Origin of the sequence: Yeosuana marina, from assembly GCF_011762485.1 — a bacterium.
GTDB lineage: Bacteria > Bacteroidota > Bacteroidia > Flavobacteriales > Flavobacteriaceae > Yeosuana > Yeosuana marina.
The window spans coordinates 20,368-32,786 of the sequence record NZ_JAAKGI010000003.1 but is presented as its reverse complement, the minus strand read 5'-3'; the positions used below and the strand labels follow the sequence as shown (position 1 = coordinate 32,786).

General features: G+C 29.1%; 17 protein-coding genes. 2 read left to right on the top strand and 15 right to left on the bottom strand.

The genetic code is table 11. The annotated features are described in order from the left end of the window. Window positions 1-30: 30 nt before the first annotated feature. The 15 genes from G5V56_RS04770 to G5V56_RS04700 form a co-directional block, all read right to left on the bottom strand. Window positions 31-567 carry an SRPBCC family protein gene (locus G5V56_RS04770; protein WP_240911223.1) on the bottom strand — a complete coding sequence of 179 codons (537 nt, stop codon included), beginning with the start codon at window positions 565-567 and terminating at the stop codon, window positions 31-33. A gap of 18 nt (window positions 568-585) precedes the next feature. Continuing rightward, window positions 586-939, bottom strand: a complete 354-nt coding sequence (locus G5V56_RS04765) for a YciI family protein (protein ID WP_166962295.1) — start codon at window positions 937-939, stop codon at window positions 586-588. A gap of 102 nt (window positions 940-1,041) precedes the next feature. Then, entirely contained in the window at window positions 1,042-1,581 is a 540-nt protein-coding gene (locus G5V56_RS04760) for a GNAT family N-acetyltransferase (RefSeq protein ID WP_166962292.1), read from the bottom strand. Next, window positions 1,578-2,288 carry a hypothetical protein gene (locus G5V56_RS04755; protein WP_166962289.1) on the bottom strand — a complete coding sequence of 237 codons (711 nt, stop codon included), beginning with the start codon at window positions 2,286-2,288 and terminating at the stop codon, window positions 1,578-1,580. The genes G5V56_RS04760 and G5V56_RS04755 overlap by 4 nt, the downstream gene beginning before the upstream one ends. 9 nt (window positions 2,289-2,297) lie before the next feature. Next, window positions 2,298-2,870, bottom strand: a complete 573-nt coding sequence (locus G5V56_RS04750) for a Crp/Fnr family transcriptional regulator (protein WP_166962286.1) — start codon at window positions 2,868-2,870, stop codon at window positions 2,298-2,300. 31 nt (window positions 2,871-2,901) lie between these two features. Continuing rightward, window positions 2,902-3,339 (bottom strand): hypothetical protein, encoded by a 438-nt coding sequence (locus tag G5V56_RS04745; protein ID WP_166962283.1) that lies wholly within the window; start codon window positions 3,337-3,339, stop codon window positions 2,902-2,904. A gap of 17 nt (window positions 3,340-3,356) precedes the next feature. After that, window positions 3,357-4,619: a hypothetical protein gene (locus G5V56_RS04740; protein ID WP_166962280.1), complete on the bottom strand. Its 1,263-nt coding sequence runs from the start codon at window positions 4,617-4,619 to the stop codon at window positions 3,357-3,359. Window positions 4,620-4,762: 143 nt separating this feature from the next. Further along, the gene (locus G5V56_RS04735) at window positions 4,763-5,230 is read right to left on the bottom strand and encodes a PEGA domain-containing protein (protein ID WP_166962277.1); all 468 of its coding nucleotides are present in this window, start codon (window positions 5,228-5,230) and stop codon (window positions 4,763-4,765) included. Window positions 5,231-5,247: 17 nt separating this feature from the next. Further along, window positions 5,248-5,640 carry a hypothetical protein gene (locus G5V56_RS04730; RefSeq protein ID WP_166962274.1) on the bottom strand — a complete coding sequence of 131 codons (393 nt, stop codon included), beginning with the start codon at window positions 5,638-5,640 and terminating at the stop codon, window positions 5,248-5,250. Between the two features lie 86 nt (window positions 5,641-5,726). Next, window positions 5,727-6,938: a hypothetical protein gene (locus G5V56_RS04725; protein ID WP_166962271.1), complete on the bottom strand. Its 1,212-nt coding sequence runs from the start codon at window positions 6,936-6,938 to the stop codon at window positions 5,727-5,729. Between the two features lie 92 nt (window positions 6,939-7,030). Beyond that, complete coding sequence (locus G5V56_RS04720) at window positions 7,031-7,528, bottom strand: hypothetical protein (protein ID WP_166962268.1); 498 nt, start codon at window positions 7,526-7,528, stop codon at window positions 7,031-7,033. A gap of 371 nt (window positions 7,529-7,899) precedes the next feature. Then, window positions 7,900-8,253 carry an aspartyl protease family protein gene (locus tag G5V56_RS04715; protein WP_262886844.1) on the bottom strand — a complete coding sequence of 118 codons (354 nt, stop codon included), beginning with the start codon at window positions 8,251-8,253 and terminating at the stop codon, window positions 7,900-7,902. 54 nt (window positions 8,254-8,307) lie between these two features. Continuing rightward, window positions 8,308-8,640, bottom strand: coding sequence for a hypothetical protein (locus G5V56_RS04710; protein WP_166962262.1), 333 nt, complete (start codon window positions 8,638-8,640; stop codon window positions 8,308-8,310). A 253-nt stretch (window positions 8,641-8,893) separates the two neighbouring features. Continuing rightward, the gene (locus G5V56_RS04705; RefSeq protein WP_166962258.1) at window positions 8,894-9,190 is read right to left on the bottom strand and encodes a hypothetical protein; all 297 of its coding nucleotides are present in this window, start codon (window positions 9,188-9,190) and stop codon (window positions 8,894-8,896) included. Window positions 9,191-9,503: 313 nt separating this feature from the next. Further along, window positions 9,504-10,250, bottom strand: coding sequence for a DUF3784 domain-containing protein (locus tag G5V56_RS04700; RefSeq protein ID WP_166962255.1), 747 nt, complete (start codon window positions 10,248-10,250; stop codon window positions 9,504-9,506). A 436-nt stretch (window positions 10,251-10,686) separates the two neighbouring features. Here G5V56_RS04700 and G5V56_RS04695 point away from each other — a divergent pair, with 436 nt between their 5' ends. Together G5V56_RS04695 and G5V56_RS04690 are read left to right on the top strand one after the other, a co-directional pair. Then, window positions 10,687-11,169, top strand: coding sequence for a MarR family winged helix-turn-helix transcriptional regulator (locus G5V56_RS04695; protein ID WP_166962252.1), 483 nt, complete (start codon window positions 10,687-10,689; stop codon window positions 11,167-11,169). Then, complete coding sequence (locus G5V56_RS04690; protein WP_166962249.1) at window positions 11,166-12,374, top strand: aspartyl protease family protein; 1,209 nt, start codon at window positions 11,166-11,168, stop codon at window positions 12,372-12,374. The genes G5V56_RS04695 and G5V56_RS04690 overlap by 4 nt, the downstream gene beginning before the upstream one ends. The last annotated feature ends 45 nt before the right edge of the window (window positions 12,375-12,419 follow it).

Here is a 12,419-nt window from a genome sequence, read left to right as displayed (position 1 = left end):
TTTCTATTAATCCATTACTTAAATAAATTTTTAATTGAGTGCTTCTTTTAACAACTCCATACCTCTTTCATTAGTCATTTCCATTTCTTTCTTTGCTCCAAAAACCCACATAAAAAATGAATCTACTAGACCAGATTGAAGATTGAAATCTTGATTAATCTTTGTTCCATTAGAAACCTTCTCAAAACTGTATTCAAAAGTTGGTTTTGCTACAAAAGGTTTTTGAATGTCACACATCATTTTAATATAACTATTTGGCTTTATTATTTTAATTTCTTGATATCCCAAATCTTTACCTCCATTACCTTCCCAGTGGTACTGTGCACCTACTTCTCCATCAACACCTTTTACTTGGTAATTTTGAGAAGGATCTTGTTCTAAAAAAGGCGACCATTTTGGAAAGTTTTCTAGATATCTTACCATATTAAAGGCTGTCTCTTTATCAACATTAACAACAACGCTTTTTTTGATATTAATTTTCTTTAAACTGTTGGCCTTGTAAAGTCCAAATGCCAAGAGGCCAATTACGGCGACAATAATAACTGTTAGAACCATCTTTAATTTCATTTTTATACTATTTAATTATTAAGCGTCCATCGGAATGGTATTTCTAATTTCTACAGTCCCTCCCATATTTAGGATTGGACATTTTTTTGCTATTTCTAAAGCTTCAGTTTCCGAATTTGCTTTTACAATTAGATTACCACCAACAGTCTGCCCCTCACTGATCTTTATCCCTTTATTATAGGTTAAATCTGCTTTAAGTTCCATTCCTTCAAATCCTAACTGATGTGTACTAACTAACTTTTCGGATATGGCAAGTTCTCCTATAAATTTTCCCCAACTTTGATGTTGAGCTTCCATTTCTTCTTGTGATGGTTGATAATCAAAATCTGGTGAATACCTAAACAACATCATAAACTCTTTTGTGTTTTTCATTTTCTTACTTTTTAAAATTAATACAACACAAATCTATATTTAGGAAAAGCTTTTATTCTTGTCATATGACAAGAAATGAACTTTAAATTAACAATTAGGCTTTCAAGATGACTCGTTATCTCTTTTTACCCTATACAATTTTTCAAAAGTTTTAGTTTTATTAGAGTAAAACTCCTTTATGAGTTGCATTTGGTTTTCTAGAATTTTTATTGACCCTGAATTTCTAGAATCCACATAAGCAACCAATTCTGTAGTGTTGTCTATTAAAGTAAAGCAATGAGAGATTAAATGTCTAGCAATTTCTTTACCATATCCTTGGCCCCAGTATTGCTCTCTTAATCTAATTGCTAACTCGTATTCCATATAATTATTTAAATATACACCGCATATACCTAAAAATCTATTCTGATTATTATCAATAATTGCCCAAATATTAAAAAATTGCGTTTCATCATCATAAAAATCAATAAAGCGCCTTAATTCTTCATCACTTTCCTTTTTGCTCATATGTTTTTTGACATACTTCATTACACTGGGGTTACTCTGCATATCAAAAAAACTATCTGAATCTTTATAGATTAATTTTCTAACAATTAATCTTGCTGTTGTAAATATTATATTTTTTTCATCTATTATTTTCATAAAAATTTCTTGTAAATAAGGATGTGAAGACTTATAATAGTGGCTGGTGCAAAAGCAGGTATTAAGCAAAAGGGAATTTCGGTTAGGATGAAAACACCTTTTATACCTGTAACTATACTTAACTTAGTATAATAAATCGCCATACCAGAGGTAACAATTATGTCAATTAGTCCTAGAGTATTCCAAATAATGGCAAGTTCTTTAGCTATTTTCTTCTGATTTTTATAATATTTTGCAACTACTAAGCTTGATAAAGCTATAGTAACATCACCACATCCTGCAATTAATCCAAATGTTTTAGGAAGTGCATCAAAGTAATAAAGGATAATAAAAAACCCACCTATCAATCTAAATATATGTAGGTGGATTAGTTTTTCTACCGAAACGAAATGTACAATTCTTTTGAAGGTTTTTAAATTGAAAATAATGAGTAAATAGAATGCCAAAAGTGGGAACGTGGTATAAACGATTATGGTAGGTGGAAGCGAAAGCTCACTGAAAACTCCCTGATAACTTGCAAAAATTACCGCAGAGAAATAAACCGCGTAAAAGATTATAATCAAAATTGCTGCTTGTCTATTAAATTTACGGCTCTCATCGGGTGCCGCTTTATAAGCTCGACTAGCAATCAATAATACAGGAACAAATATCAATATTAAAAAAAGTAACGAAATCCACTTTGGTATTTGGTCTGTAAAAAAGTTCATATTGAATAACTATAGTTTTATATCCTTTCTTATTCTGCTGAGGGATGTATCTGTAACACCTAAATAACTTGCTATATATTTAAGAGGAACGTTACAGATTATATCAGGTTTCTCCTTACGAAGAAATAAATATCTATCTTTTGCCTGATCAGCAATCATAGAAACCGAATGGCTTTTTAATTCAAAAAAATCCTGTATTAAACGTGTTCTCCCTACTTCCCTAAAAGCATTTATATGGAAGAGCTTCATAAAATTGGCAAAAGTAATCTTCCAGCATTTGCAATTACATATTGCTTGGATAGACTCTTGACTAGGAACTTTAAAAAAGTAAGAGTTCCAATCTATTACAATATCATTAGTTGAAAAAAATTTCGTTGTAACTTCATTACCCGACGTATCAATAACAAACGAGCGTGCAAAGCCTTCTTCTAGAAAGAAATAATAATTTGCAACTTTACCATAATGTATTAAAGATTCATTTTTTTTAAACTCAACGGGTTCAAATTGATTTAAGACTAGTTTAAGTTCTTCTGGTTTAAAACTTTCTTCCTTAAAAATGGATTTTAAAAAGTGATTACTCATTTAAGCAATAATTTCCAAGACACAATTTTCATTACGGAAGAAAACCTTTCCTGATTTTATCAACTTTGTGTTCTATTTCATCCAATTCTCTCAGTATTTTCCGCATCCGTCTTTCGGTAAATTGCTTTACCCAAAATGTAATTATGATGTCATATTCTCCGGATTTTTTCTTTTCTTCGTTGGTCAAAGTCCTTGCTTGAGCTGAAATTTTATCATTATGTTCATTCCACATTTTTACGTCTCTAAAAAACATTTCCTTGTCACGTATTAAAGTACCTGAAGAACCAGTAACAAAAGCAACCTTTTTACCTTTGAAATCAATACCATACTCTTCAAAATACTTATTCAAGAATACGGCTTCATTTTCTGTTAAAAATGGGTTATTATCTAAACCGCATTTTTCTAAATCTTGAGCAGCAGAGTTTAGACTTAAGCAAAGTAGACTAACAATTAAAAAATACTTTTTCATTATTATTTTTATTTAAATTATCTATTATAGGGATATTCTTGTATCCAATTGAACTCTCTATTCATCAATGGAAAGTCTTTTTTTGTATATCTTTTTGATTTCAGATAGATAGTATCTTTTTCTAAAACACCATCTAAAACCAAAGTTGAGTCTGTTTTAATATAATTAAAAACATATTTAGAAATTGTATCATTGTAACGACTCAGTGTAATTTGATTGTTTATAGTGTCAACTTTCGAACGATAAAATTGTCTTTTTTTATCCATTGAGTAGATAGAAACTCTTCCTTCAAATTCTGAAATGATATATCTCCATCTTAAAGAATCGGTTAATAAAGGGGGTCTTTCTTCACCATTAATCTTAAATTTTTCAATGTCATACAAACCATATAGATCAGGTTTATCACCTAAAGGACCATATGCGGAATATAGATGTTGATAATTTGGATAGGCTTGTGATATCACAAAAACAAAAAGCAATGACCACTTACTAATATTTTTAACACGAGTCCATTTTGCTTTTTTAAATGGACTATAAAATTGAAAGGGTTCAATCTTGTTATTGGTAATAAATAAGGATATTACTTTCCTTAGTTGAGGTGATGCAATCAAAAAAGCCAACATAAGATAGCGAACAGAATAAAGCTTAACGGGAATATCATACAAAAAATTAAGAGCCAAAATATTTATGGTCACAGCTATTAAAATCATTGCACCAAGAAATACAGTTCGTTTATGAAGAAGTAATAAAGCACCTATCACCTCCATAAAACCTGAAAAAATAACGTATCCCTTGGAATATCCCATAAAGCTCCAGGCTAATCCCATAGGTGACATATCGCCAAACTCTGTAATTAATCTACTAAATGATGGTTCTGGGAATTGTAAAGGAAACGTTTTTGCCAATCCGTAACTTAACATAATAGCAAATAAATTATATCTCAAATACACCCAAAACCAATAGTTTAACCTCCTATCCTCTCCTTTATTTTTATCAATTAAAGTCCAGATGAATGTTCCTATAAAGGCTATTAGTAAAATGGTGAATAATTGAACATAATCATACATTTTATCGCCACTACCGCTTCTAGTTATAGTTAATTCGTTTTCTAATGACAAGAAGCTATTCCCTACAAAAAGAACTATATATTGAAAGAGTTCGCTCCACCATTCAGCAAGTTTTGATAAAATCGGTATGTATTGCAGAGGAAATGGAAACATCCATAACCCAAATAGAATAACTAGGAATTTTAATATTATTTTGTTTTTGGTGATTTTCATATTTAATTATTACAATTCGGTTTATCGATTCCGACTATGAGTAATTCCGTGGTTTAACCCTCAAATTTGCAACTACAACCAAACTGAAAATCCCAGCGAATTCTCATCAGTTGAAAAAGGCTAGCAATAACTATGTGCTGAATTTATTTTAATTTTTTTAATTGTCCGATTTTTTCTGAAATTGGGTCAATATCCATACTTACCTTTATGAATAACTTTCCATTTTCTGTATCATACGTTGTTCCTCTTTTTGGACTTCCATCAATGTCTTCTGGTTTTAATTTATGCATTGCTCCAGTTATCGGGTCAATTATAATTCCTATTAATCCACCTAAAGCGATATTTCCAATAAACCAAGCGTTGAATTTTTTCTCCAATTTAGTTTTATATGTTTCGTATCCATCTAACTCTAATATTATACTATATTCTTGATTTCTTTTTAGGTTTTTCTGTATTGGTGTTTTTCCAACTTCGACTTCGTTAATATAAACTTTTGCAGAACTTGGCTCAGAAGTAATTTCTGTACTCTGCCGTGAACCTGAAATAATTGTTGCACAGCTTGAAAGCAAGAGCACAGATGAAACTAAGATAGATTTAATAATACTTTTCATTTATTTGATTTTAAAGTTTAGTCAAGTTTTAATTCGTATTGTGGTATGGAGGAAACATCTTCATCATATTTATAAAGTTCAATTTTCAACCTATAGCAACTGCTCCATAAATTAGGTTTCTTTTTATTTACGACTTTTACGATGTTTGCTCCGTTTTTTCTTGCCTCCATTCTTGCTTTATTCATTAAGCTATTGAAACTACAATCGGTAGAAAATCCAGAGTCTTGGAATCTTAAATCACCAACTTTCGTTATGTTTTCAGGCAACTTGTGTTCAATATCCAAAAGTGCTACTTTTTCATCAATTGATAGCTTGGGTTGTGGATTAGTGAAATTTGAAGTGATTTTTGGACTGCAACTTGTAAGTCCGACTACAGTTACCAAAAACAGTATTTTAGTCAATTGTTTCATAAGTATTAATTTGATTCTTAAATTTTTTTTCAGTTTGTACATATCGCATTCGTCAGTAGATTAGAATGCAATTGATATTTTCATTTTTAGTTAGAAAAATTAGGTTTAACTATAGTTTTTGTAGGTGAGAATAAAACATAATCGAAACCTGAAAGTAAAATCTGAAGATTTTTGTTCAGTTCAATTCTTCTCTTTCTTACTAAGTCAAGAATAGGTTTAGAATCTATAAGCACCCATTTATTTTTTTGAGCAAGTTCTAGAACGAGTTGATAATCCTTTCCACTTGCCTTGTTAAGATAATCATACGTTTTACCATCATCACCTATCCAATATCGGGCAAAACAATTTACAGACGTTGATTTAGTACCGTTGAGATAGGATAACTCTTTAATGGCATTACCTAAATCATAGATATTAAGCCAATTTTTTCCAGTAGCCAAGTGCATTGAACCCATTTTTACAACAACTTTTGGATGTGAATCTTCTTTGAGTGAATTAAAATAATTCTCACCAAATTTTTGTTTCATATAACGCATTCTTAAATCGGTATTTTCCAAATAATCTTTTGTTTCATATAAAGCGTAAATTTTCCAAGATATTCTTAAATCGTTAATGATTTCTATTTGCTTTTTATTCTTACATTTTTTGAAAAAAGTATTGATTATTTCAGATTTTAGAAGATTATTAAACATACCGTAACCCTCATTTTCTTTATATTTCTTAAATTCATTCTCGATGTATTGTTTAGCTTTTAAATAAAGAACATTTATGTCATTCTTATTTTTAGATATGTCATAGATGTCATCTATAAGAAATAAATGCGATGAAAGATATTCTTGGTCAATTCCCCAAAAAACAAAGTCCTTTTTCAATGCTTTTTTAAGAAAAACTTCGTCTTTAATACCATCAAAAAAAGGAAACGGAATACTCTTATATGTTGAATGAAACTGAGCGTTAAAATCAAATAAAGACTCTTTAGTTTCTATAATATCAGTTATCTTCTTAGCACTATGTGGTCCAGTTTCTACCGCAAAATATTTATAACCTGAATCTTTCAATTCTGGGATTAAAGCTTCAGTGAGTTCAGATATTTGTGGTGAAAAGTGTTGTTCACCTAATAGAAAAAATTGGCTTTTAGATATTTTCGTTATAAGAGTATCAGCGCCTTTACCAACTATTTGTTTATTGCTAATTTCAAATGGATATGCATATTGCGATATATCCGAAGATTTTAAAGTTTCTTGAGAAGATGCTAACAGTGTAGATAATAAAAGTGTTGTGGTTAATAATCTTTTCATATTGATTCCAAATATTTTCATATCGATTTTAAATTGAAATATTTTTATATGCTTTGCTACTCTTTATAAGGAATGGTATGCTAAAGATTAGATTATTGGTTGTCATATTTCAAAATGTCCTTGTTCTTTTTAATGTTTAATTTCTCATATTGACCAGAACTTTTATTTGAATCATATGATGGTAAAATAAGCCAAGTTGAAAAACTTGTCATTTTACAGTCTACGCTTAAATTGTTATTATTCAACAACCCTATTCTTACCTTACTATCTTTATAAACATTCGCTAGTAAAAAAGGATAGATCACTGTTCGTCTATTAAAAACGAAGCGATTATTTTTTAAACGACCTTTTAAAATTTTTGAATTAACAATACTATCGTTGTGGATTAGAGAAACTTTGATTCTTCTTTGGTCAATAACGTCAAGAGTTACAAAATCATTATCACCTTTATCATGACCTCTTAAATAAAAATTCCAGAACAAATCAGAAGTATCAGAATCTCTACCTGAAATTGGTAGTCTAGAATAGCTTCCTTTAAGCTGGTTAAGTTTATTCTCAGAAAGTATTTTAAAACCCTCTTGTGAAGTCACAGGTTTTAAAGTGGAACAGCTGTAAATTGTATATATTAAAAAAATAAACAATAAATTTTTAACGTTTTTATTACCATAAATCAATACCATAAATCAATACCATAAATCAGTACCATAAATCAGTACCATAAATCAGTACCATAAATCAATACCATAAATCAATACCATAAATCAATACCATAAATCAATACCATAAATCAAAAATATGAAATATGGTATGACTGATTATTTTTTATTATGAAATAAGGTATCAAATTAGTTTTTTGAGACGATAATATTTATTTTATAGATAACTAAAAATGTCGTCTTCGCTTAAAAAAATCACATTTTCAAAAGTTTACCAAACCACTGATCATTTAAAATTATTAAGCCTAATTAATAAATATTAGCTCTTTACGGTCGTAGCTTATAACGACTATATTCTTTGATAACACCTCATATCCTATAATTCCATCGACATTGAGGCTGTAGCCAGAATTAAAATGGGTGATATCATTAAAAACTGTCATCAAATCTTTAAATTTATTGCTTCCTACATGTAACTCTTTCAATTCGCCAGTTATCACTCTCTTAGAAACTTTATCTGCACCTATAAGATAATATGTTTTTTCATTACTTAATTGTGCCTTAAGATTTACATATAGATTTTCATCTAACAAATTACTTTCTTCACAAGTGTCAACGGCTAAATTCAAAGTTTGCTTGCCTACTTTAGTTTCTAAAATAGGAATATGGCGATTTAAATTAAACGAAACTGTTTCAATACTTTTCCTAGCTAATTATTTAGACCTGTAAGAGTTAAAATAATCTGGTTTTATAAGCACCATTTCTTTATCTCGGTAGTCAAGTAACACATCATAATTCTTAAGCATGTCATATCCAATGAGGTCGTAAATTTCCGTATCTAATTCCGTTTCTAAATGAGCCAGATTCATCGTTAACGCATCTCCGTCAGTTAATGCCATTCTAGCCCAACTTAGTGAACCAACTTTCGAAATATTCATACCTGAAAGACTACCATTAATACCTCTTGAATTTGAAATTGAAGTTGCTTCCTGATTTGTATTTAGTTCTTCTACGTATACAAAATTTAAAACAAGTCGATGACCCACTATCCACTATAAAAGGTCTCAAAACACCGTTTAATAGTACCTCAACAACAATAAGATTTCCACTTTGCTTAATTTCATCTTCAATATTAGCGTGGATTTCAGAATTTCCACTCATGGTTTTTACTTGCATGGTTTCAGTTAAAGAAAATTCGACTAATTTGTTATTGGAATTACACTTTATTGTTGCGGTTCTATTTCCTTTCGTCTAATATTGAACATCATAATTAATCTCCAGTATTCCATTATTTAATTTTTAACCTCTTTTTTTATATGATAAGACCGTTTCGTTCAATTGAGGAAACATTTGTTCTAAAATCATGTTAGCTATCATACCCTTTTGGCCAGCTATTACAAAATCTGAAGCTAAATAAGGCTGGAAATGCTTAAAATCATTATCGTCAATAACTTTAACTACTTTCTCAAAAATAGCAGTATATTTCTTTTTATCTTGGGCAATAAGCGACACTGAAATCAAAAACATAGATATTAGTAGATAATATTTTGCGCTTGTATTCAATATTATAATTTTAGAGTTGTGTTTTGACATCATCTTATAGTATTTTAATTAATATGATTTAACTTTTTAAGAACGAGTAAGTATATTAAAAAAACAAGCTTTAACATTTAAGTTCATTTTATTCGATCGGATATAGAAGCACTATCGTATTACTAATCTTTTATGACCTTTTGTATTAATGACCTATCAAAAGTTTCCGATTATATTCTCATTGGATACACACCCCTATCAAGTTTATTCAGAGCTCTTATTTCTATCAGATTAGTCTTCTCATACCTTATCAGTTATTTGATTTATTTTTCGACGGTCTATCTTATTTTTTTCCTTGCAAAAAAACCTTTATTAACTAATAACTGTATTTCTTATACCCGACTTTGTTAGGCAATGTTATTCTCATTTCATCCAATACTTTTTCATTTGGTTTATCCTTAGCTGAATAATAAATTTTCTTGCCGTCAGTCTTTGTAAATAAGATCACTGGTTTATTATCTGAATTTAAAATCAGTTTCACGACTTCTCCATTTTCTGTTTTGAAATATCCCTTATTTATTGTTCCAAGTGCAAATCCATTTGTCTTTAAAGTGATCTTAGGCAATTCTTTGACTATTTCAATACTTTGGATTTCAGCTTTAGTGAGAGTCTCTCCATAAATTCCATTAAATGATATGCTCTCCGAATCAAAGGTTATTTCGTTTTCTTTAAATCCGTATCCCAAAAGTCCAATAACAAAAAGTAGTGTACCTGCAAATAGGACAATCCCAATTTTCTTCCATTTTGTGCGAGGTCCTTTTGAATATTTTGAATCTGCTGTTATAAAATATATATAAGCAAGAATAGGATAAACGGCTAAGAATATACCACCAGCATTTTCATTGATTAAATAGGTCAAGGCAGTCCCAAATATCACCAGTGATATTCCTAGAAAAATATGAAAATTTCGAAAATAAGGGATATATGCTTTGATGTCAACCTTCTTTCTGTCTTCTTCACTCATTGTATTATATCCGGAAAGAAGATGTTTCGCATTGTTCTCTGTTACAATAAACCCAATTGTAACAAAAAGAAAACCTATTCCAATAAGCACGTAAATCATATTTTTAAATTTTGCTTAACATTCTTTTAATTGAAGCAACATCTTTGAATAGAATTTCTGCTAGTTCAACTTGACTAGTCTTAGGCTTCTCATCAATTTATATTAAGAGTAAAATTTGGCTTATCGTTACCTTAAATCCAAATTTGTCGAGATTATGTTGTGCCACAGACTTGTATAGTTTATTTAACTATTCAATTTTATAAAAAATTGTATTGGTTGAATTTTCAAGTTTCATAGAATAATATTCGATATCAATACTGTTGATTTTTCAATTACTCAACACAAAACAAATAATTATCAAAAAAAAATCATTGTAATCTTTAAAATGAATGTATCAAAAAAAAATATTGATACGTTTTCGATGGTTCATTTTGATTATTTCTAATAGTCAAGATTAATTTTGCATTAGTTGAATTTTCATCTAAATAAATGAATAATGAATAAAGAAATATTAAGAGAAATCGGAAAAATTTATAGAGCATTAAATTCATTTTCTGATTTTTTTATGAAATCTGTAAATCTCGAAAAAGGCCAATATCAATTTTTAATGCGAGTAAAAGAAAATCCAGGAATTAATCAACAAAATTTATCAACAAATCTATTGGTAGATAAAACAACTACAGCAAAAGCGGTAAATAAATTAGTTGCTAAAGGATATATACTTAAAAAAGTAGATCAAAAAGACAAGAGAAACGTAAAACTACACCTAACAGAAAAGGGCAAAAATATATGTATGTTTTTAGACCAAGAAGAAAAATTTGTAACGAAAATTTCATTGGATGGTCTAGATGAAATTGAGCAAAAGATATTGTTAAACAAACTATCTGTTATTATTAACAATGTAACAGATATCTACGCAGAAATAAAAAACGAAAACAAAAAAAACTTAATATCATTAATTAAAAAAGAGAAAATATGAAATCCATCTATAAATTATTTATAGCCTTAATTTTAACAAGTTGTACTACTAAAAAAGAAATACCTGTTTTAAAAACAACCACAAAAGTTATCAGTATAGAAGATGGCAATGAATACCTCAAAGATGTCTGGACTATTTCGCCAGAAATTGAGATTGATGAATTTGTTCCCCGAAAATTTAACGGTAAAAAAAATATAAGTTTTATATCTGATATTGATACGTTAACACTTAATATAAAACAGAATGAAACATATGATTTTGTTATTGAATGGGACGACAAGAAGGCTTTTACTAGGGTAAACACAGATATATTAAAAGAACCTTCAATGCAAGAATCAGAAATACTAGAATATTATCACGATAATAAAAATAGAAAAGCTTTAACGGATACGATTCCTTTTACATTAGGTAGTGATAATAGAATTTATTTAAAAGGACGAATAAACAATTCAAATACTTTAGATTTTCTTTTTGATACAGGGGCAAATGCAATAGTTGTTGTATCAAATTTAATCGAAAATAAAGTTAATTTAAAATTGGATGGTGAAATTGATAATAACGGTTCAGATGGAAATCATAAAGTAGCAACAAGTTCAAAAAACAAATTAGAAATAGATAATTTGAATTGGGAAAACGTGAGTCTTCTTTCTATAGATTACCAGCGACCAAAGTTTGACGGAGTTCTTGGGTGGATAGCATTTGAAAATAAAATTGTAGAAATAGATTACGAAAAAAAGATTTTAATCATCCATCAATCTTTTGAAACAGTTCCAAAAGATTATAAAAAGATTGAAACAAAAATGATTGGAGGAGTCCCATATATTAAAGGTAAAGTAATAACAGAAAATAAAAAATCTGAAGGTTGGTTTGAATATGACTCAGGTTCCAATGGTAGTTTTAATTTAAGCCAAAAATTTGCTTCAGAAAATAGTTTGAATAATGTTATGAAAAAGGTTGGAACTTCTACCTCTACTGGAAGTGCTGGAATTTCTTGGAAATCTAACGATTACATTTTACCTAAACTCCAATTTGGAGCATTTGATCTTTTATTTGTGCCTATATCCATTAGTGAAAAAGACCCAGAAGGCGTAGAGGCTCATGAAATTTTAGGAAACAATTTACTTAAACGATTCAACGCTATTATTGATTTACAGAAATTTGAAATATATTTAAAACCTAACAGTTTAATGAATTCAGAATATTAAAAACAATAGGTAATAACGATCTATTTATTCATATATCAATTTTAT